Origin of the sequence: Burkholderia sp. B21-005 (assembly GCF_020843965.1) — a bacterium.
Lineage (GTDB): Bacteria > Pseudomonadota > Gammaproteobacteria > Burkholderiales > Burkholderiaceae > Burkholderia > Burkholderia ambifaria.
In genome coordinates this window covers 904,486-924,335 of the sequence record NZ_CP086301.1, presented here as the reverse complement: position 1 = coordinate 924,335, position 19,850 = coordinate 904,486, and the positions used below count along the sequence as shown (strand labels likewise).

At 66.2% G+C, this 19,850-nt stretch carries 23 protein-coding genes, 1 tRNA gene and 1 pseudogene; 13 read left to right on the top strand and 12 right to left on the bottom strand.

Annotation, left to right across the window (positions count from 1 at the left end; genetic code table 11):
* Positions 1 to 19: 19 nt before the first annotated feature.
* Positions 20 to 1,216 carry a pyridoxal phosphate-dependent aminotransferase gene (locus tag LMA02_RS04275; RefSeq protein ID WP_228907056.1) on the top strand — a complete coding sequence of 399 codons (1,197 nt, stop codon included), beginning with the start codon at positions 20 to 22 and terminating at the stop codon, positions 1,214 to 1,216.
* A gap of 111 nt (positions 1,217 to 1,327) precedes the next feature.
* Here the strand turns inward: LMA02_RS04275 and LMA02_RS04270 are convergent, their stop codons facing one another.
* Positions 1,328 to 2,449 carry a lytic transglycosylase domain-containing protein gene (locus LMA02_RS04270; RefSeq protein WP_228907055.1) on the bottom strand — a complete coding sequence of 374 codons (1,122 nt, stop codon included), beginning with the start codon at positions 2,447 to 2,449 and terminating at the stop codon, positions 1,328 to 1,330.
* A gap of 596 nt (positions 2,450 to 3,045) precedes the next feature.
* Here LMA02_RS04270 and LMA02_RS04265 point away from each other — a divergent pair.
* Positions 3,046 to 4,602, top strand: a complete 1,557-nt coding sequence (locus tag LMA02_RS04265) for a UbiD family decarboxylase (RefSeq protein ID WP_228907054.1) — start codon at positions 3,046 to 3,048, stop codon at positions 4,600 to 4,602.
* Positions 4,603 to 4,636: 34 nt separating this feature from the next.
* Positions 4,637 to 5,308 carry a LysE family translocator gene (locus LMA02_RS04260; protein ID WP_228907053.1) on the top strand — a complete coding sequence of 224 codons (672 nt, stop codon included), beginning with the start codon at positions 4,637 to 4,639 and terminating at the stop codon, positions 5,306 to 5,308.
* 105 nt (positions 5,309 to 5,413) lie between these two features.
* Here LMA02_RS04260 and LMA02_RS04255 read toward each other — a convergent pair whose 3' ends face one another.
* Positions 5,414 to 5,704 carry a hypothetical protein gene (locus LMA02_RS04255; protein WP_166726237.1) on the bottom strand — a complete coding sequence of 97 codons (291 nt, stop codon included), beginning with the start codon at positions 5,702 to 5,704 and terminating at the stop codon, positions 5,414 to 5,416.
* A 512-nt stretch (positions 5,705 to 6,216) separates the two neighbouring features.
* Here LMA02_RS04255 and LMA02_RS04250 point away from each other — a divergent pair.
* Together LMA02_RS04250 and LMA02_RS04245 are read left to right on the top strand one after the other, a co-directional pair.
* On the top strand, positions 6,217 to 7,146 hold the full coding sequence (locus LMA02_RS04250; RefSeq protein WP_228907052.1) for a Rossmann-like and DUF2520 domain-containing protein: 930 nt from the start codon (positions 6,217 to 6,219) through the stop codon (positions 7,144 to 7,146).
* A 76-nt stretch (positions 7,147 to 7,222) separates the two neighbouring features.
* The gene (locus LMA02_RS04245; RefSeq protein ID WP_228907051.1) at positions 7,223 to 7,786 is read left to right on the top strand and encodes a YggT family protein; all 564 of its coding nucleotides are present in this window, start codon (positions 7,223 to 7,225) and stop codon (positions 7,784 to 7,786) included.
* Positions 7,787 to 7,795: 9 nt separating this feature from the next.
* On the opposite strand, the gene LMA02_RS04240 is transcribed toward LMA02_RS04245, so the two are convergent.
* The 4 genes from LMA02_RS04240 to LMA02_RS04225 form a co-directional block, all read right to left on the bottom strand.
* Positions 7,796 to 8,146, bottom strand: coding sequence for a DUF190 domain-containing protein (locus tag LMA02_RS04240; RefSeq protein ID WP_228907050.1), 351 nt, complete (start codon positions 8,144 to 8,146; stop codon positions 7,796 to 7,798).
* 24 nt (positions 8,147 to 8,170) lie between these two features.
* On the bottom strand, positions 8,171 to 8,557 hold the full coding sequence (crcB, locus tag LMA02_RS04235) for a fluoride efflux transporter CrcB (protein WP_228907049.1): 387 nt from the start codon (positions 8,555 to 8,557) through the stop codon (positions 8,171 to 8,173).
* Between the two features lie 206 nt (positions 8,558 to 8,763).
* The gene (locus tag LMA02_RS04230) at positions 8,764 to 9,657 is read right to left on the bottom strand and encodes an SIR2 family NAD-dependent protein deacylase (RefSeq protein WP_228907048.1); all 894 of its coding nucleotides are present in this window, start codon (positions 9,655 to 9,657) and stop codon (positions 8,764 to 8,766) included.
* A gap of 79 nt (positions 9,658 to 9,736) precedes the next feature.
* Positions 9,737 to 10,342 carry an NUDIX domain-containing protein gene (locus tag LMA02_RS04225; protein ID WP_228907047.1) on the bottom strand — a complete coding sequence of 202 codons (606 nt, stop codon included), beginning with the start codon at positions 10,340 to 10,342 and terminating at the stop codon, positions 9,737 to 9,739.
* Between the two features lie 81 nt (positions 10,343 to 10,423).
* Between LMA02_RS04225 and LMA02_RS04220 the strand changes: the two genes are divergently transcribed.
* On the top strand, positions 10,424 to 11,179 hold the full coding sequence (locus LMA02_RS04220; RefSeq protein ID WP_228907046.1) for a DeoR/GlpR family DNA-binding transcription regulator: 756 nt from the start codon (positions 10,424 to 10,426) through the stop codon (positions 11,177 to 11,179).
* Positions 11,180 to 11,183: 4 nt separating this feature from the next.
* Here the strand turns inward: LMA02_RS04220 and LMA02_RS04215 are convergent, their stop codons facing one another.
* Together LMA02_RS04215 and LMA02_RS04210 are read right to left on the bottom strand one after the other, a co-directional pair.
* Positions 11,184 to 12,344 carry an enolase C-terminal domain-like protein gene (locus tag LMA02_RS04215; protein ID WP_228907045.1) on the bottom strand — a complete coding sequence of 387 codons (1,161 nt, stop codon included), beginning with the start codon at positions 12,342 to 12,344 and terminating at the stop codon, positions 11,184 to 11,186.
* Positions 12,345 to 12,460: 116 nt separating this feature from the next.
* Positions 12,461 to 12,718, bottom strand: coding sequence for a hypothetical protein (locus LMA02_RS04210; protein WP_228907044.1), 258 nt, complete (start codon positions 12,716 to 12,718; stop codon positions 12,461 to 12,463).
* A gap of 103 nt (positions 12,719 to 12,821) precedes the next feature.
* Between LMA02_RS04210 and LMA02_RS04205 the strand changes: the two genes are divergently transcribed.
* From LMA02_RS04205 to LMA02_RS04190, 4 genes are all read left to right on the top strand, one after another.
* Complete coding sequence (locus tag LMA02_RS04205; protein WP_228907043.1) at positions 12,822 to 13,106, top strand: hypothetical protein; 285 nt, start codon at positions 12,822 to 12,824, stop codon at positions 13,104 to 13,106.
* Between the two features lie 292 nt (positions 13,107 to 13,398).
* The gene (gene rpsU / locus LMA02_RS04200) at positions 13,399 to 13,611 is read left to right on the top strand and encodes a 30S ribosomal protein S21 (protein ID WP_228907042.1); all 213 of its coding nucleotides are present in this window, start codon (positions 13,399 to 13,401) and stop codon (positions 13,609 to 13,611) included.
* 9 nt (positions 13,612 to 13,620) lie between these two features.
* The gene (locus LMA02_RS04195) at positions 13,621 to 13,827 is read left to right on the top strand and encodes a hypothetical protein (protein ID WP_228907041.1); all 207 of its coding nucleotides are present in this window, start codon (positions 13,621 to 13,623) and stop codon (positions 13,825 to 13,827) included.
* Positions 13,828 to 13,901: 74 nt separating this feature from the next.
* Positions 13,902 to 14,132 (top strand): helix-turn-helix domain-containing protein, encoded by a 231-nt coding sequence (locus LMA02_RS04190; RefSeq protein WP_228907040.1) that lies wholly within the window; start codon positions 13,902 to 13,904, stop codon positions 14,130 to 14,132.
* Positions 14,133 to 14,194: 62 nt separating this feature from the next.
* Here the strand turns inward: LMA02_RS04190 and LMA02_RS04185 are convergent, their stop codons facing one another.
* A complete protein-coding gene (locus LMA02_RS04185) occupies positions 14,195 to 14,539 on the bottom strand; it encodes a cupin domain-containing protein (protein ID WP_006752094.1) in 345 nt (114 codons plus the stop codon).
* 287 nt (positions 14,540 to 14,826) lie between these two features.
* Here LMA02_RS04185 and LMA02_RS04180 point away from each other — a divergent pair.
* Together LMA02_RS04180 and trmB are read left to right on the top strand one after the other, a co-directional pair.
* Positions 14,827 to 14,901, top strand: a tRNA-Gly gene (locus LMA02_RS04180).
* A 132-nt stretch (positions 14,902 to 15,033) separates the two neighbouring features.
* Positions 15,034 to 15,801: a tRNA (guanosine(46)-N7)-methyltransferase TrmB gene (gene trmB, locus LMA02_RS04175; RefSeq protein WP_228907039.1), complete on the top strand. Its 768-nt coding sequence runs from the start codon at positions 15,034 to 15,036 to the stop codon at positions 15,799 to 15,801.
* 115 nt (positions 15,802 to 15,916) lie between these two features.
* On the opposite strand, the gene LMA02_RS04170 is transcribed toward trmB, so the two are convergent.
* The 3 genes and pseudogenes from LMA02_RS04170 to LMA02_RS04160 form a co-directional block, all read right to left on the bottom strand.
* On the bottom strand, positions 15,917 to 16,747 hold the full coding sequence (locus LMA02_RS04170) for an undecaprenyl-diphosphate phosphatase (protein ID WP_175660958.1): 831 nt from the start codon (positions 16,745 to 16,747) through the stop codon (positions 15,917 to 15,919).
* An 80-nt stretch (positions 16,748 to 16,827) separates the two neighbouring features.
* On the bottom strand, positions 16,828 to 17,409 hold the full coding sequence (locus tag LMA02_RS04165; protein WP_228907038.1) for a DUF1439 domain-containing protein: 582 nt from the start codon (positions 17,407 to 17,409) through the stop codon (positions 16,828 to 16,830).
* 130 nt (positions 17,410 to 17,539) lie between these two features.
* Positions 17,540 to 17,740: pseudogene (locus tag LMA02_RS04160) on the bottom strand (hypothetical protein); the annotation flags it as partial.
* 46 nt (positions 17,741 to 17,786) lie between these two features.
* On the opposite strand from LMA02_RS04160, the gene LMA02_RS04155 reads away from it, so the two are divergent.
* Complete coding sequence (locus LMA02_RS04155) at positions 17,787 to 19,469, top strand: recombinase family protein (protein ID WP_228907036.1); 1,683 nt, start codon at positions 17,787 to 17,789, stop codon at positions 19,467 to 19,469.
* The last annotated feature ends 381 nt before the right edge of the window (positions 19,470 to 19,850 follow it).

The window sequence follows — 19,850 nt, the reverse complement described above, 5'->3', positions numbered from 1 at the left end:
TCCTCGCCCCGCCCGACCGATGAATACCACCGCCGATTCGCTCGTCACGCTCGCCGCACGCGTCGACGCGATCCAGCCCTTCTACGTGATGGAATTGATGAAGGAGGCACAGCGGCTCGAGTCCTCCGGGCGCGATGTTATCCACATGGGCATCGGCGAACCGGATTTCACCGCGCCGGAGCCCGTCGTCGAGGCGGCCGCGGCCGCGTTGCGCCGCGGCGTCACGCAGTACACGAGCGCGCTCGGCATCGCGCCGCTGCGCGAAGCGATCGCCGCGCACTATGCACGCGCCTACGGCCTCACGATCAGCCCCGAGCGGATCGTCGTGACGGCCGGCGCATCGGCCGCGCTGCTGCTCGCCTGCCTCGCGCTCGTCGGCCGCGACGACGAGGTGTTGATGCCCGACCCGTCGTATCCGTGCAACCGGCACTTCGTCGCGGCGGCCGAAGGCCGCCCGGTGCTCGTGCCGAGCGGCCCGGAAGCCCGCTTCCAGCTCACCGCGGACGACGTCCGCACGCGCTGGGGCAGCCGCACGCGCGGCGTGCTGCTCGCGTCGCCGTCGAATCCGACGGGCACGTCGCTCGAGCCGGACGAGCTGAAGCGGATCGTCGAAGCCGTGCGCGCTCGCGGCGGCTTCACGATCGTCGACGAGATCTACCAGGGGCTCAGCTACGACGCGGCGCCCGTGTCGGCGCTGTCGTTCGGCGACGATGTCGTCACCGTGAACAGCTTCTCGAAGTACTTCAGCATGACCGGCTGGCGACTCGGCTGGCTGGTCGTGCCGCCGTCGCTCGTCGGCACCTTCGAAAAACTGTCGCAGAACCTGTTCATCTGCCCGTCCGCGCTCGCGCAGCACGCGGCGCTCGCGTGCTTCGAACCGGCGACGCTCGACATCTACGAAGCGCGCCGCCTCGAATTCAAGCGTCGCCGCGACTTCATCGCGCCGGCGCTCGAACGGCTCGGCTTCACGGTACCCGTGATGCCAGACGGCGCGTTCTACGTGTACGCGCACTGTGGCGGCGTCGCTCATCCGGCGGCCGGCGACAGCGCGGCGCTCACGCAGGCGATGCTGCACGACGCGGGCGTCGTGCTGGTGCCGGGCATGGACTTCGGCGTCCATGCGCCGCGCGACTATATCCGGCTGTCCTATGCGACCGCCTACACACGCCTCGAAGAGGCCGTCGAGCGGCTGGCAGCACTGTTCGGCCAGCACTGACGTCCGGCCGCCCGTCCCGGCCGGCGCGCCGGGCCCTTGCGGCCGCGCAAAAAGAAAAAGGCACCCGGATCGGGTGCCTTTTTGCTTGGGTCCGGCTGGAACCGCGGGGCGTTACGCGCCGAGTTCCGAGTGGTCGGCGTGCGACTGCTTCGCGGTGTCGACGCTTGCGTCGTCCTGCTGCGGCGCGCCCTTCGGCACGGCGGCACCCTTCGCGGTGATCGGCTGCGCGGCGTCGAGCGTCGCGTGCACACGCTTCGCGCCGCCGCCTGCCGCCGCCGCCGCGGCTGCAGTCACGATCGGCTTCGACGGCTGGGCCGGCGTATTGAACGGCACGCTGCGGCCATGCGAGACGTCGCGCAGGCGGGCGCGCTCGGCCATGACCTTCGAGCCGTAGGCGGTGTCGTCCGGGTTGGTCGACCCGTTGTACATGCGCAGGCCGTTCGCGAGCGAGCCGCCGCGGGCGATGCAGTCCTTCAGCACCAGCGCGCCGACCTGCAGGTTCGCGAGCGGTTGCAGCGCGGTATCGGTACCGCCGAAATATTCGAACTTGTCGGAATGGACCTTCGACATGACCTGCATCAGGCCCTGCGCGCCCACGCCGCTTTCCGCGTACGGGTTGAAGCCCGATTCGATCGCCATCACGGACAGCAGCAGCAGCGGATCGAGGCCGACGTCGCGACCGGTCTGGAACGCAGCCTTGACGAGTTGGCCGAGCGGCTCCTGCGCGACCCGGTAACGGCGCGACAGGTAGGTGGCGACGAGCGCCTGTTCGCGGTTCGACGCGAGCGCACGATCGTCGCGCGCATCGGCCGGAACCCGCTGGGTCGGGATCAGTTTCGCGAGCGCGACGGGCGACGGGCCGTTGCGGGCCGGATCGGACGCATCGTTCTGCGCGGCGGTTTCCGGTGCGACGTCGAGACCGACGGCGAGCGCATCCGGTTCGGGGGCATCTTCCTGCTGCGGCTGCGCGCCGGCAGGCGCGAAGTTCGGCAGCGGATGACCGGTCAGCAGACGGGCCGGACCGGCCTGCACGGCCGCGGAGACGACCGGCATCAGCTTCGCGGCGATGTTCCCGCGCACGGTCGGCAGCAGCCACAGGGCCAGTGCGATCGCGACAGCGAAACAGCCGACAACGCTGAATAAATGGTGACTGACACGCGTCCCGCGACGCAGCATGTCGCGCACGATCTGCGCATGCTGCTCATTGGGACGCCACGATAACCAAGCGTTCATTCAGATCATCTCCCATGAACATGACTCGTGCGGCTCGCTCAGCTCGATGGCGAGACAGAATACGTGCCGCGGAATCACGATGCCGCACGCCTTGGTTGGGACGCGCAAGCATCGGGGAAACGGTATAAGTACCGTTCGAGGCCACGGTGTAAGAGGGCCGGCACCTTCGCACATTGGGCGAGGCGGGCATACGCGGTGGCACCCACGCAAAAAACCAGCGTGTGGTAGCGCTGGCTGGGACTACTACTAAAGCCGTCGAATACGCCGTGCAGGTATCGGCGGACGGTGACGCGCTGCGTCAAAGATCGGTGATTGGCGGCTCGAAGCCTTTTACCCTGCAGCCAATGTGAGCGGATTCTAGCAGGGTTTTATAGATCGTCAACACTATGAAATCTCAAAATCATAACAAAAAGTAATTTTGAATCGCCCTTCAGATCGCGAGCCCCCTGCCGTAGGGGCTCCGCGCGCGATCGACTTTTTTCACCGCCGGGCGTGCATGCGGCGGCCCGGGTAAAATCGGCGATCGATTCGGGGCCGCAGCCGGCCGCTGCGCCCGCCCACCGCTGCCCGCTCTGCGGGCGGCCCGGACCTTCTTCATGAAATACAAAGACTTACGCGATTTCATCCAGCGCCTCGAGGCGCTCGGCGAACTGCGGCGCGTCACGCAACCCGTGTCGCCCGTGCTCGAAATGACCGAGCTGTGCGACCGCGTGCTGCGCGCCGGCGGCCCGGCGCTGCTGTTCAACGCCCCGCCCGGCAATGCGTTTCCGGTGCTCGGCAACCTGTTCGGCACGCCGCGCCGCGTCGCGCTCGGGATGGGCGTCGACGCGGGCGACGACGCCGCGCTCGGCTCGCTGCGCGACGTCGGGCGGCTGCTGTCCGCACTGAAGGAGCCGGATCCGCCGAAGAGCCTGAAGGACGCCGGCAAGCTGCTGTCGCTCGCGAAGGCCGTGTGGGACATGGCGCCGAAATCGGTGTCGTCGCCGCCGTGCCAGGAGATCGTCTGGGAAGGCGCCGACGTCGATCTGCACAAGCTGCCGATCCAGACCTGCTGGCCCGGCGACGCGGGGCCGCTCGTCACGTGGGGCCTGACGGTCACGCGCGGGCCGAACAAGCCGCGCCAGAACCTCGGCATCTACCGCCAGCAGCTGATCGGCCGCAACAAGCTGATCATGCGCTGGCTCGCGCATCGCGGCGGCGCGCTGGACTTCCGCGAATTCGCACTGCAGAACCCGGGCAAGCCGTATCCGGTCGCGGTTGTGCTGGGCGCGGACCCGGCCACGACGCTCGGCGCGGTGACACCGGTGCCCGATTCGCTGTCCGAGTACCAGTTCGCCGGCCTGCTGCGCGGCAGCCGCACCGAACTGGCGAAGTGCCTGACGCCCGGCGTCGACACGCTGCAGGTGCCCGCCCGCGCGGAGATCGTCCTCGAAGGCTTCATTCACCCGCAGGAAGGCACGCCCGCCCCTGCTCCGGCCGGCGCACCGCCGCGTCCGGCCGGCAACGCGTCCGCCGCGTACGAGCACGCGCTCGAAGGCCCGTACGGCGACCACACCGGCTACTACAACGAGCAGGAGTGGTTTCCGGTGTTCACCGTCGAGCGCATCACGATGCGCCGCGACGCGATCTATCACTCGACCTACACGGGCAAGCCGCCCGACGAGCCGGCCGTGCTCGGCGTCGCGCTCAACGAGGTGTTCGTGCCGCTGCTGCAGAAGCAGTTCAGCGAGATCACCGACTTCTACCTGCCGCCGGAAGGCTGCAGCTACCGGATGGCCATCGTCCAGATGAAGAAGAGCTACGCGGGCCATGCGAAGCGCGTGATGTTCGGCGTGTGGAGCTTCCTGCGGCAGTTCATGTATACGAAGTTCATCGTGGTCGTCGACGAGGACGTGAACATCCGCGACTGGAACGAGGTGATCTGGGCGATCACGACGCGCGTCGACCCCGTGCGCGACACCGTGATGGTCGACAGCACGCCGATCGACTATCTCGATTTCGCGTCGCCCGTCGCGGGCCTCGGCTCGAAGATGGGGCTCGACGCGACCAACAAGTGGCCCGGCGAGACGAACCGCGAATGGGGCCGCCCGATCGAGATGGACGCGGCCGTGAAGGCGCGCGTCGACCGCCTCTGGCAGGAGATCGGACTGTAAGTCCGCGCGTTGAACGTATCCGGCAAGAACGACGATGAGCTTCCCCCCCGCCTCGATGATGTCCGACGGATTCTTCCTGTCGCTGTCGCTGTGTCTCGACATCGGCCTCGTCAACGTCGCGATGCTGTCGCTGACGCTGTCGCACGGCTTCCGGCCGGGCTTCTGGCTCGGCGTCGGCTCGTGCGTCGGCGATCTCGTCTACGCGGCGCTCGCGCTCGCGGGCATGGCCGTGCTGCTGCAATTCGAGGCCGTGCGCTGGATCGTCTGGATCGGCGGCGGTGCGGTGCTGCTGTTCCTCACGTGGAAGATGGCGCGTGAGGCGCTTGCGCCGGCCGGTGGCGCCGACGAAGGCGATGCCAACGACACGCCGCAGCCGCGGGCCAGCGCGCGGCGCAGCTTCGTGCGCGGGATGCTGCTCGCGATGTCGTCGCCGAGCGCGATCCTGTGGTTCGCGGCGGTCGGCGGTGCGCTGATCGCGAAAGCCGGCGCGACCACGCCGGCGACGGCGTCGGTGTTCCTGTCCGGCTTTTTCCTCGGCGGCCTCGCGTGGACCCTCTTCATGTGCACGCTCGCGAGCCAGGGCCGCAAGCGCGCGGGCGCGGGGCTGATGCGCGCGTGCCACGTCGCGTCCGCACTGTTGTTCGCGTATTTCTCGTACAGCGTGATCGTCGGCGGCTATCGCGACCTGATCGTCCACGCGGTGTGACCGCCGCACGCCTAGCCCCGCCGAAATGAAAAACGGCGCAACGCCCCGCGAGGGACGTTGCGCCGTTTTGCCGCGTGCGCTCAGGCGGCCGCGCGGACTATTGCATCAACGACGCCAGCCGTGGTGACCCCAGCCACCGTAACCGTGACGCCAGTACGGACGACCGTAGTAGCCACCGACAACCACGGGGGGCGGTGCATAGTACGCCGGTGCCGGTGCGTAATACACCGGCGGGGGCGGGGGCGCGTAATACACAGGCGGCGGCGCTGCATACACGGGATACGCAGGTGCGACCGGGACACCAATGCCGACCCCGATCGACACGTGGGCCTGTGCGGCGCTTGCGGCACCCAGGCCCAGCGCGGCGGCGGCGATGAACGGAATGAGTTTTTTCACTTCGATTCTCCTGCTGGAGCGGTAATTTGTGCGCCCCTGTCGGCAACGGCGGGCATGCACGTCGCATGCAAGCAATGTAGCGAAAACCCGCCCCACGTGTATTGCGCATTTGTTGCAAATTGCAATTCAACGCGGGCGCAGCCAGCGTGCGGCCGGGCTGCGCGAACCCACGACTCCCCTTGCGGGTCGCGCGATTCCGTCCGACCAGTGAAATCGCGACACGCTGGCCGGTCAGTCTTACCGGATCCGGTAAGCGCGGCCGGCGCGCTTCCGTAATGAACGATTACAAATTCGAGACAAGACGCCGACAATTCAAGAGCGACGCGGGCCTGGGGCAATTTGGGGCCGGATTAGACGGTCGTCATCGAGTGGCGAAACCGCGGCGCGCATTGACCGGTCGCCCGCATCGAACATCGCCGTCCAGATCGTCCCGCCCTGGCGCCACCCATCTGCGCCCGCCCTGTCATTCCTGCGATACTGGCGGCTGCTCCGTTTTCGCTTCGTGGCCCGCCATGTCCCTCCCCGACACTCCCCGCCTTGGCTTCATCGGCGCCGGTCGCCTTGCGCGCTGCGTCACCCGGCGTTTCGCGGCGGCCGGCTTTCCGGTCGTCGCGATCGCGAGCCGCACGGCGGACTCGGCCGCGGCACTCGCCGCGCGCATCGACGGCTGCCGGGCGGTCGACACGCCGCAGCAGGTGGTCGACGCCGCCGACCTGATCTTCCTGACCGTGCCCGACGACCATCTCGCGTCGACTGCAGCGGCGCTGCGGTTCGACGCGGCGCGCGCGGCGGCCCAGGCGCTCGTCCACTGCAGCGGCGCGTCGGCGGTCGAATTGCTCGATCCGGCAAGACGGCAAGGCGCGGCCACCGGCGGCTTCCATCCGCTCTACCTGTTCGGCGGCACGGACGCCGATCTCGCCCGCATCGACGGCTGCTCGGTCACGCTCGAAGCCGACGGCGCGCTGCACGCGACGCTGCTGCGGCTTGCTGCCGCACTCGGCTGCCATCCGCTGTCGATTCCGGCCGGCGGCCGGATGCTCTATCACGCGGCCGCGCATTACGCGGCGAGCTTCGCGCTGTGCGGGCTGTCGGAAGCGGTCGAGCTATGGCGCGGCCTCGGCTTCGACGAGGCCGCCGCGCTGCGCGCCCTGCTGCCGATGCTCGCCGGCACGATCGAGACCGCACGCGACAAGGGCCTCGCGAACGCACTCGCGGGCCCGGTGTCGCGCGGCGACACCGGCATCGTCGAGCGCCAGCTCGCGCTGCTCGAGGCGCGCGGCGGCGATCACGCGACGCTGTATGCGCTGATGACCCGCCGCGCGGTCGCGCTCGCGGCGCAGCGCGCCGCGCCGCCAGCCGCGCTGCCGGCGCTCGCGCAGGCCGTCGAAACATCGCTCGCGCGCACGACCGGGCACCCCTCCCCGCCGCACGACGAGGCGTGATAAGGTGTCGGCCGATGCGCCGCCATCCGGCGTTGGCGGCCGCACGCTACTCGACTGTAAAAAAAGGATGCCAACGATGTTCGGCGAGATCGCCCGTTTTCTGCTCAATACCCTCTTCACGCTGTTCGGCGCCGCGCTGATCCTGCGCGTCTGGATGCAGGCCGTCCGCGTGCCGCCGTACAACCCCGTCACGCAGGCCGTGCTGCAGGCGACCAACTGGCTCGTGCTGCCGCTGCGCCACGTGATCGCGGGCGTGCGCGGCATCGACTGGGCGAGCGTCGTCGCTGCGCTGCTCACCGCGCTCGTCTATGTGGTGCTGATGGTCGTGATGGCCGGCTTCGATCCGGCCTCGGTGATTGGGACGCTCGTCGCAGTGGCGCTGCTCACCGTCGTGAAGTGGGCGCTCAATCTCGTGATCTGGATGACGATCCTGATGGCGCTGCTGTCGTGGCTCAATCCGCGCTCGCCGGCCATGCCGATTCTCTACCAGCTCACCGCGCCGTTCCTGAACCCGCTGCGCCGCGTGATCCCGAACCTCGGCGGCATCGACCTGTCGCCGATCCTGCTGTTCGTGATCGTGCAGGTGCTGCTGATGGTCGTCACGCGCGCCGCCGTGTCGCTGACGATGTTCGGCATCTGACGCGCGGCGCTACGCTGCCGGCCCCTGCGCCGGCGGCGCCGCGAGCGTGTCGATCACGCCGAAGCGCGCCGGCATCATCGCGTAGCACAAGCGCACCTTCTCGCGCGACAGCCGCTCGAGCAACCGCTGCGCCTCGTCCTCGGTGGCGATGAATTCGACCTCGATCGCAAGCGACCCCTGCAGCTCGAAAAAACGATCCTCGTGCAGCACCCGATGCCGGCCGAAGCCGGCCATCGCACGGAACGCGGAACCGCCCGCGATGCCCATCCGGTTTCCTTCCTCCAGCAACCACTCCCATAGCGGCTTCCAGTGCAGCCGGTGCTGCTCGTGCACATAGAAGCGCAAGAAGACCCTGTCCATCGCACCCTCCCGGTGCCGGCGCGCTCAGGCCGCCGCGAACCACGCGCGCGCGGTCCACATGCCGAGCGCCGTCAGCGTGAACGATCCAGTCAAGTGTAGGGCAGCCACCGCGATCGCCCATCCGAATTCGCCCTGCACCGCGTGCGTCATCACTTCGACCGAATAGGTCGAGAACGTCGTGAGGCCGCCGAGGAAGCCCGTGATCACGAACAGCCGCCACTCGGGCGGCAGCCCGACGCGCGCGGTAAATGCGACGGCGGCCACGCCGATCACGTAGCCACCGATCAGGTTCGCGGCAAGCGTGCCGAGCGGCACGGCGGGAAAGAATTCGTTGAGCGCAAGGGCCAGGAACCAGCGCAGCAATGCGCCGAGCCCGGCGCCTACGAAGATCGCGACGATCGAATAGAACAAGGGAGCTCCTCGCTGACGAGGCCGTATGGCGGACGCGGCCTACGTCGAACTGTATGCGGAATCGCGTCGTGACGGCAATGCCGCAGGCCGATCGGCATGCACAGTGTCGGGCCGCGGGCGACGGGATGGTCGACGCGATCGTCGACGCGTACGACGGCCCGAACGCGGTGTACGACTCGGTCACCCATCGATTCGTATGGCGGCGCTCAGCCGCCGCGCCACGCGCGGTCGAGCGCGACGAGCGTCGCGAGCGCGCCGCCCTTCAGCCCGACCACGTCCGCGCGGCGCGCATGGGCTTCGCGTGCGTTGATGCGGATCACGTCGACGCCGAGGCGTTCGCTCAGCAGCCGCACGGTCGGAATCGCGGTGCCGGCGCCGATCTCGACGACGGTCACCCAACCGGCCTGTGCGATCCAGTCCTGCAGCGCCCGCTCCTGCGCGTCGGAGCGTTCGCCGAGCCAGCCATCGTCGCCAAACATCAGGATGTTCGGCCGCGCCAGGCCGCCGCAACGCGGGCAGCGCGGCAGTTCGCCGACCAGCCGGCACGCGGCTGCGTCGACGTCGGGCGTGAACGGCGCGGCGTCCCAGGTGTCGTCCGAGCACGGTCGCAGGCACTGCATCGAATGAATCGAACCGTGGATCTCGGCGACGCGCGCCGGATCGAAACCCGCCTTCTGGAACTGGCCGTCGACATTGCTCGTCAGCACGAAGCCGCCGTTCGGCATCGCGTCCATCCAGCGCCGCAGGATCGCGAAGCCCGCGTGCGGCACCGTCTCCCGATAGAGCGCGAGACGATGCCCATAGAATCCCCATACAAGCTGCGGATGCGTGCGGAACGCCTGCGGCGACGCGATTTCGTGGAACTCGAAACGTTCGTGACGCAGCGCCGGATACGCGCGCCAGAAGCCGTCCATGCCGCGGAAATCGGGCAGCCCCGAATCGACACCGATGCCGGCGCCGGCCGTCACCAACAGCGCATCGGCACGCGCGAGCGCGTCGACGGCGGACGCGACCAGATGCGCCGGCAGTTGCGCGCCAGCGGCGCTGGAATCGGTGGGGCCGGAGGAATCGGGTAATTCGGGGGAATCGGAAAGCGGCATGATGGAGCGGCGATGGCGTCGAACGGTGCCGGACGGGCATCGCGCGATCTTACGCCCGTTCAAGCACCGTGACGCGGCATCACGCAGTCGCGGTGCGCACGCCAGCAGGTTCCCGCAACGCGACGTACTGCAGCAGCATGATCGTCTTCGCGTCGACGATTTCACCGCGCTCGACGGCATCCAGCGCCGCGTGCAGCGGCATCTCGACGACCTCGAGATCCTCGCCCTCTTCCGCGATACCGCCACCGTCGCCCGTGCGCAGCGACGCATCGTATTCGCCGACGAAGAAATGCAGCTTCTCCGTCACCGAGCCCGGGCTCATGAACGCCTCGAACACCTTGCGCACGCCGCGCACGCGATAGCCGGTTTCCTCTTCGGCTTCCGCGCGAATGCGTGCGTCGGGCGTCGCGTCGTCGAGCAGGCCGGCGGCGGCTTCGAGCAGCATCCCGTCGTGTCCGTTGACGAACGCGGGCATCCGGAACTGCCGCGTGAGCAGCACGTCACCCGTCACCGCGTTGCGCAGCAGGATGGTCGCGCCGTTGCCGCGGTCATAGGTTTCGCGGCTCAGGCGCTGCCACGTGCCATCGCGGCGCAGGAAATCGAACGTCACCTTCTTCAGCACATACCAGTCATCGGACAGCACCGTCGTATCGACGATGCGGACGCGGTCCTGCGTTGCGGCCATGGCGGCCTCCCATTCGACATGTGACGGCGCCCATGGTAACGTGCAAATTCGTGCAATTTCAAGAAATTCCGTGCAGACCCAATGCTGACGACCCAACGCAAGAAAGCGATCCTCGACGCACTCGCCCGCGACGGCCAGGTACTGGCCATCGAGCTGAGCGTGCAATTCGGCGTGTCCGAGGACACGATCCGCCGCGACCTGCGCGAACTGGCGGCCGAAGGCCTGCTGCAACGCGTGCACGGCGGCGCGCTGCCGGCGTCACCCGCCGTCGCGCCGTTCGCGCAGCGCGAGACGCTCGAAACCGCGGAAAAACGGCGCATCGCCCGTCGGGCCGCGCAGATGATCGCGCCCGGTCAGGTCGCGATCGTCGACGGCGGCACGACGTCGGCACTGCTCGTCAGCCAGTTGCCGCCCGACCTGCGCGCGACGATCGTCACGCACAGCCCGAGCGTCGCCGTCGCGCTGGCCGCGCATCCGTCGATCGATGTGATCCTGATCGGCGGACGGTTGTACAAGCATTCGATCGTCGCGGTGGGCGCCGCGGCGATGGAAGGCATCTCGCGTATCCACGCGGACCTGTACTTCATGGGCGTGACCGGCGTCCATCCGGTCGCGGGGCTGAGCACCGGCGATTTCGAGGAAGCGGCGATCAAGCGTGCACTCGCCGGACGCGCCGGCGCGACGGTCGTCCTTGCTTCGCAATCCAAATTGCGTGCGGCGTCGCAGTTCGTGATCGGCGAGCTTGCGCTCGCGCAAACCATCGTGGTCGAACAGGAAACCGACTCGGCGCTGATCGAGCCGATCGAGGCAGCCGGCGTGACGGTCGTGCGGGCCTAGGCGCTCAGCGGCCCGCTATCGAGCGAAACGCGCGAGATGCATCGGCGTGAAGCTCGAAGCCGATGCCGGGCGCCTGCGGCACGGCCGCGCAGCCGGCGTCGAGCGTTTCGCCGTCTGGCAGCCCGCTGAACGGGTGGAACGCGAACGGACTGACTTCCGCGCCGCCGAGCCCGAGCGCCGCCACGACATGCAGCGAGAACAGATGACCGCCGTGCGGCCAGAACGCCTCGCGCCGCCAGCCGTTCGACACGAAATGATCGACGATCTGCAGGTAACCCGGCAGGCCGTAGCAATGCACCGGATCGAACACGAGAAAGTCGCGGTCCGCTCGCAGGCCGCCGTAGCGTGCGAGCAGCTTCGCTTCCGCGAGCGAGAACAGCGCCTCGCCGGCTGCGACCGGCGGCGTGTACTGCGCAGTCAGGTCCGCATGCAGCGGCAAGTCGAGCGGATCGCACAGGTCCTCGAACCACCAGAGCGCGAACGGTGCCAGCATCGCGGCGGCGACGCGCCCGCTCGCCGCGTCGTACGTGTTCATCGCGTCGACCGCGAGATGCGAGCTGTCGGCAAGACAGGCAGAAGCGGCTTCGATGCGTCTTTTGTCGTTGTCGATATCCGGGCCGCCGATCTTGATCTTCGCATGCGTGTAGCCGAGATCGGCGATGCGATGCATCTCGTCCGACAGGCGCGCGAGATCGTCATGCGGATAACGATAGCCGCCGCCGGCGTACACGCGCACGCGACGCGCTGCGTGGCGCGCGAGCCGGTCGGCAAGAAAGCGATGGAGCGGCAGGCCGGCGATCTTCGCGGCGGCATCCCAGATCGCCATGTCGAGCACGCCGACCGCCACGCAGCGTTCGCCATGACCGCCTGGCTTCTCGCCGGCCATCATCGCGCGCCATGCGCGAAACGGATCGAGGTTCGTACCGGCGTCGTCGGCGATGGTGTCCGCGGCGGCAAGCAGCCGCGGACCGAACCGTTCGCGAATCAGCCCGCCCTGCGCGTAGCGGCCGATCGACGCGTAACCGCAACCCGTCACCGGGCGGCCGTCGCGCACGACATCTGTGACGATCGCGACGACGCTCGTCGTCAGGCCGCCCGACGGAATCGCCGGGTCGGCATAACGGGAAACCGGGATCGCTTGCTCGCGAATGTCGGTGATGCGCATGGTCGGGTTCCGGAGGAAACGTTCTGCGTTCGCGGGCCATGCACGCGATGCGGCCGACGCGCTGGCGGATCGCTGCATCATAGGTGCTTGCGCGATGTCTTGCAGGGTCGCGTTCGTCACGACGACGCGGCGTCATGCGGCGCCATCGGCATCGCCCGAATCGCGCCGCACGGCATCGGAATACCAATGAATGCTCTGTCATGCGCGATGCGCGTTGCGTGCGTCGAATCCGCGCATCGCACCGCGCCGGCATTGAATGAGATGGACAACCAACACGAAGCGCGTATGATGAATTTGTCCGAGCACGGGTGGTCGAGTTGCTGGCCGCTCGCCCCGCCATCTTCCTCCTTGCTGCGTCGTGCGTTCATCAGCACGCATCGCTGCCTTTTTCACCCTACCCGTCGCGCCGCGCAGCGGTGATACCGGTCGGATGTGTTCGTCCACGCGATTTGTCGCGGCCGAACCCAGGAGTTCATCATGAGCATGCATCTCTATCGTGGCTTCGAAATCTATCCGCTGATTTATCCGCACGTGCCGTCCCAGAACGGCAACCCGCACAACTACGACGGCGGCTTCGACGCGGCCGTGAAGATTTGCCAGCGCGGCACCACCGACACGGTGACCCGCAGCGAAACATTCCGGCTGCTCGACAACGCGCCGTTCGAATCGGCGGGCGAAGCGCGCCGGGCGTCCCTACGCTACGCGGAAGAGATCATCGACGGCAATCGCGGCACGGAGCCGCTCTTCGCCAACTCCCACTGACGTATCTTGCGGCGGTAGCCGCGGTCGCTCATCAATTCGGATCACGAAACGATAATCGGCGCGCGCATCGTCCCGATCGCACGGCACGAGATTCCCGAATCCGACGCAGCTCTGCGCAACGGCCTCACCAGTTCGGCGTTGCGTCATCAACCGGCGTTGCAGATGCGTTCTGCCGCGCGCGTACCGCCGATTCGCTCCGGATATTCCGAATGCGATCCGACGAGATAGCGAGTGCCGTCACAACTCGACTCGTCCAGCGTTCCTTCACGCATTATTTGAAAACGGGATCTGCATGACGACGATCATCCTCAAGCCCGACGAACCGGTTGATGTCGCGCTCCGGCGCTTTCGGCGAGATATCGAGAAGACAGGCCTGATCCGCGAGTTGCGCAGTCGCACCGGCTACGAAAAACCGACGACCCAGCGCAAGCGCAAGAAGGCCAGCGCCGTCGCGAAACAGCGCCTGCACGCAAAACGCATGTTGCCGCCTCGCAAGCTGTACTAGGAGAACGCCGTGTACCAGCCGCCCGTCGAAGACCCTCCGTTCTTTCCATTGACGAAATGCGAAGTCGATTTCGATCAACAGAACGATGCGATCACGCTGCTGCCGAGCTTCTACGCGTTTGGCTGCGAGTACACCAGTCGCGGCCTGCTGATCAGCCGCGGCGATGCGTTCAAATTGATTGCCGCGATCGAAAAGGCGCTGAGCGTCGAGCAGTAAGCTTCATCTGGGAGTCGTCGAATCGCATCGGGCTGCGCGGCGCGGCCGCCTGCTAGCGGGCGATCCGGATTCGCATGGCCGCATGGACGCCGATGCATCTGAACAAGAACATTTCCGAAATCGCGGCGGGCTGCGGATTTGCCGACGCGTTGCATCTCGGGCGCGAGTTTCGGCGCGCGTACGGGATGTCGCCGAGCGCGTATCGTGAGCGTCAGGCGCCCGGCGCGCTCGGCGGCATAGCGGGACCGGCCGAGCGTGCGACCACGCTCGGCGAACTGTTCCCGAATCGGAACGAGGTTTACTGAACCGGAATCCGCCGGACCGCCATTCCTCCCGAAAGCCCGGTGGAATGACGCGTCATGCGGCGTCAGGCGAAGACGAAATACTTGCGCACCGTCTCCACCACTTCCCAGGTCCCTTTCATGCCGGGCTCGATGACGAACACGTCGCCGGCTTTCAGGTGCACCGCCTCCTCGCCTTCCGGCGTGATGATGCAGTAGCCGTCGAGGAAGTGGCAGTACTCCCACTTCTCGTAGTTCACCTCGAACTTGCCCGGCGTGCAGATCCACGTGCCCATGATCTTGCTGCCGTCCTTGGACAGGTAGGCGTTGAGGTTCACGGTGTGCGGATCGCCGCCGATGCGCTTCCACTTGGTGGCGTCAAGGACCGGTGTCGGGCAGGTTTCGCGCAAAACGGTGATGAAATCGGACATGTCAGCTCCAAACTTACGATCGGATGAGAGGTCTGTCACGTTAGTTCGAAAGCCGCACCGGGGCTTGTATGGTTCCGACACCGACTCGTCTAATTTCGACACCGGCTCGCGTGCCGGTGCGCCGCGTTCCATTTCGCGTTGCATCGACGGACCGCTTCCGGGCGATCCTTGACGACCTTTCCCGGCGATGCCATCGCCTCCACCCCGAGCCATGCCGGCTTCGATGTCAGCGGCCAAAACGCCTCACTTGCAACGTCGCGGTCAAACCCTGTATAATCACCCGTTCTGCGGGCGTCGTATAATGGCCATTACCTCAGCTTCCCAAGCTGATGACGTGGGTTCGATTCCCATCGCCCGCTCCACTTTCGGCTGCACGGCAGCCAGCGCAAGAGCCGCCTCGTCGAAGGCGGCTTTTTTGTACCATGTGCCCGTTCATCCGGCGCACCGCTGCGCGTAACGGGCCCCGCCCCGAACCGAGCCTTTCTCTGTCACCGATGATGCACGACGATCCGAACGAAGCCGGCCTGCCGCCGGACGACGCCGCCCTCCCCGACGAAGCCGCCGACGGCGCCGACGAAGTCAATCCGCTGCACCACCGCCGCATCCGCAGCTTCGTGACGCGCGCCGGCCGCGTGTCGACCGGCCAGCGCCGCGCGCTCGACGAGTTCGGCCCGCGCTTCGTCGTCCCCTACACATCTGAAATTCCCGACTGGGACGCCGTGTTCGGCCGCAGCGCACCACGCATCCTGGAAATCGGCTTCGGGATGGGTGCGTCGACCGCGGAAATCGCCGCGCACCGCCCGGGCGACGACTTCCTCGGCGTCGAGGTGCACGAGCCGGGCGTCGGCGCGCTGCTGAAGCTGATCGGCGAGCAGGACCTGCCGAACATCCGCATCATCCAGCACGACGCGGTCGAAGTGCTCGAGCACATGCTCGCGCCGGAAAGCCTCGACGGTATGCACATCTTCTTCCCGGATCCGTGGCACAAGGCGCGCCACCACAAGCGCCGGCTGATCCAGCCGCCGCTCGTCGCGCACCTCGCGTCGCGCCTGAAGCCCGGCGCGTACCTGCATTGCGCGACCGACTGGCAGAACTACGCGGAACAGATGCTGGAAGTGCTCGGCGCCGAACCGTCGCTCGAAAACACGGCGGCCGACTACGCGCCGCGTCCCGACTACCGCCCCGTCACGAAGTTCGAACGGCGCGGGTTGCGGCTCGGCCACGGCGTGTGGGACCTGGTGTTCCGCAAGCGCGCCACCTGAATCCCCGCTGCGACGGCGCACCGCACGCCGCGCGCCGCGCAATGAAGAACGGCCCGACCGGCATCTGCCGATCGGGCCGTTCTTCATTGGAAGCGCCCTCGCCTTCGCACCAGCATCACGCCCAGTTCAGCCACCCGCTGTAACCCACGAGCAGCACGAACAGGCCGAACGCGATCCGGTACCACGCGAATACGGTGAAGTCGTGCGTCGCGACGAAGCGCAGCAGCCAGCGCACGCACACGAACGCGCTGACGAACGCGGCAACGAGCCCGAGCGCGAACAGGCCGAGCGAGTCGACCGTGAACGCCTGCCAGTCCTTGACCGTTTCATAGAGCGTCGCGCCGAAGATGATCGGAATCGCGAGGAAGAACGAGAATTCGGTCGCGACGCGCCGGTCGAGGCCGAACAGCATCCCGCCGATGATCGTCGAGCCCGAGCGCGACATGCCTGGCACCAGCGCGAAACATTGCGCGATGCCGACCTTCAGCGCGTCGAGCGGCGTGAGCGCATCGATCGACTGCACGCGCGGCGGCTCGCTGCGTTCGCGCTGCCGCGCCTCGGCCCACAGGATGATCGCGCCGCCGACCACGAGCGCGAATGCGACCGGCACCGGCGAGAACAGCACGGCCTTGATCTTCTTCTCGAACAGCAGGCCCAGCGCAATCGCGGGAATCGTCGCGATCACGACGTTCAGCGTGAAGCGCTGCGCGTCGGGCCGGCTCGGCAGACCGGACACGATGGACACGATCCGTTGCCGGTATTCCCAGCAGACCGCGAGGATCGCGCCGAACTGAATCACGACGTCGAAAGTCTTCGCGTGCGCATCGTTGAAATTCAGGAAGCTGCCCGCGACGATCAGGTGGCCGGTGCTCGACACCGGGAGGAATTCCGTCAGCCCCTCGACGACGCCGAGGATCAATGCCTTGCAGATCAGGATCCAGTCCATCCGTGGCCCAACTCCGAAGTAGTCGAAAGAGAATGGGCCACGTCACCGCCGCGGCCCGCCCGGCCGCGCGCGGTACGTCGTCACTTTTCGACGATCGCCACGCGTATGCCGTTTGTAAGAATCGTAATTGTACCGGGTTCGTAGTTCACTCCGGCAAATTGCAGTTGCTCGGGCTTGAACGTGTAGATCGGATAGTTGGTCAGCACCTGCGTCGCGAGCAGGCCGGCGGCCGCGCCGACCTGTTGCGCGTACATCTGCGCGTTGCCGTCGAGCACGAGGCTGTCGACGGCCGGCGCCTTCAACACGACCGAGCGGCTCGGCGCGTCGTACGCCAGCTGGCCCGACACGGTGAACTTCCCGCTCACCGGCTCGCTCAGGAACGGACTCACGAAATGCGCGTCGAGCTGCACCGCGACGCGGTTCTGGTCGGGCAGCAGGTTGACGGCCGGATTCGCGAGCGACACGTCGACGACCTGCGCGACCGTCTTCTGGTACGGGAACTTGCGCGCGACGGCTTTCTGCACGTCGCCGCGCGAGAACGTGTAGTGATCGGGGATGAACGGGAACGTCGACGCACAGGCGGCGAGCGATACCGACACGCCGATGGCGCCGGCGCAGACGGCGAGGAAACGGCGCCGGCCGGGCGTGCAAGATGCGGTCATGCTGGACAATCTCCTGTATCGGGCGAAGCGGCAGTCGGGCCATCGGCTCGGCCGCATAGGGCCGTGGACCGAAGTTAGTACTTGAGCACACGCCGCCGGTTCCATGCGCGACCCCGTGCACGACCGTGCGTCAGCGCACCGCGCCGGCGCCGGGCGACGGCTGTGTCGCGACCTCGAGACGCGTCAGCCACGCGAGCGCGTCGTCGCGCGACGTACCGCACATCTCGGCGGACGGCTGCAGCCCGGAACAGCACGCGGGACGCTCGGGCCGGCCGAAGATCCGGCAGCGCAGGTCGTCGCCGAGCTGCACGCAGCGCACGCCGGCCGGCTTGCGGTTCATCCTATAATGGGCTACCTACCTTAGCGCTGCAACACTCATGACTCAACCGCTCGTCATTTCTTACATCCGCTTCTCTACTGCGAAGCAGGCCGGGGGCACAAGCCTAGCACGCCAAACGCTGCTCGCCCGTAACTGGTGCGCCCGTCGGGGCTGGACGCTCGACGAAAACCTTACGCTACATGACCTAGGAATTTCGGGGTTCAATCAGGACAATACATCGAAAGGTGCCCTAGCTGGCTTTCTGCAAGCGGTCTCTGACAAGAGAATTCCCGCAGGCACCTACCTGCTGATTGAAAACCTCGACCGCCTCACCCGCGCGGACTTGCCCACTGCAGTTATGTTGCTGCTTGGCATCGCAGAAGCGGGCATTACCTGCGTGACGCTCCAAGACGAGCAGGAGTGGACAAAAGAGCGTCTTTCCAACCCAGCAGATTTCATGTACTCGCTCATGCTGCTGCACAGAGGGCATGACGAATCAAAAGTTAAATCAAAACGAATTCGAGCCGTTCACGACAAAGCACGTGCGGAGCGTGACCGCAGCGTATTCGGGCGCGCTCCTGGCTGGTTACGTCGAACAGCAGATAAAAACAGCTGGGAAGCTATTCCCGAATTAGTTGGAATCGTCGAAACGGTTTTCGACTTGGTTGCAGGCGGCTACGGCGGGGTTGCGATTGCTCGACGCGCAAACGCTGAAGGCTGGCCACTACCTAGCCTGTCGGGACAAGAGAAAGGTACAAAGTGGAACACTACGTACCCGAACAAGCTGATTCGGAATAGAGCCGTGCTGGGCGAACTAGAGCCCTGCCTCTATCGCAACGGAAAATCCGTTCCAACGGGAGAGGTGGTAAAGGACTGGTACCCAAGGATAATTAGCGACGACCTATTCTTCCGCGCCAACGCCGCCATTGACGCCCGTCGTGCCAAACCACCCCGGCGCGACAAGGGCTATCGAAACATTTTCCAAGGCGTCATTTTCTGCGGGCGCTGCGGAGCGACACTTGCAAGAAAAGCCAAATCTGGTGGCAAAAACAGTAAATGGTATGCACAGTATGTCTGCTCTGACAGGCATCGGGGCGTATCAAAATGCCCAAGCGTTAATGCTCAGGAATTGGAAACACCGCTCATTCACATACTTTTCAATTACTTCTCCGAGCACCTTGGCAATGACGAGCGGCTGGCACGTCTGCGCAACGAGCTGGTAGCAATCGAGGGAAAAATCGAAGCCACACGGGTAAAGAGCCAACGTCTTGCCGAGGCCATTGAACAATCAGAGTTGCCCTTATCGACGCTGGTTAAACGTCTGGAAGAATGCGAACGAGAATTGCCTCCACTCGAAACGCACGCTCAATCATTAAGAGCACAGCTCAAGTCGGCATCATCTATCCCCGATGACTATGCGGACTCGCAATCGGTGCTCGACGCACTGCGCGGCGAAGAGGAAGAGTCCGAGCGCATCCGAGCAGAGGCGCATACAAAAATGCTCATGGCATTGGACTCGCTCTGGATTTGGCCCAGAGAAATGGTAGCCGTTCGGCTGAAAGGGGCGACTAGCGCTATAGCACTGCCCTTACCAGACCCCGATGCGAAGCCTATTTCACGCGAATTGGAGGATGGGGAAACGGTGGATACTTTCCCGATGGGCAGTCGATTAAAGCTCGCTTTACAGGGCCAGCTTCCTCTACCAACTCCGCGCAGGGGCTCAACTCCGAAAATCGCGTAGGGCGGGGGCTTCGAACCCCGACCGCACCTCTTGCCCGAGGTATGGTTCCCGCCACACTGGTGCAGAACAATCCTAGAGTTCTCAAGCACTCACCCCGATAGCGAGCCGAGCGTCGGCGAGGGAACTAGCTTCGGCAACGGCTCACACTTGCACTGGCACGGGTCGTTTTCGAGCGCGACGGTTTTGCTCGCGAATACTTGGTGAACGAAGCTAGGGATGCTGCGAGCAAGCCTTAGCCGTCCTGCTTGACGGCGCATGCGTTGGCAGACGATACTGCCACGTCACCATTAGCTCCCAACTGCCGGCGCACCCGACGTCGGCCGAACCGCCCTCGCTACTTGCCGAGTACGTGTCGTTACCGTGGGCCTGCCAGTCCGAGCA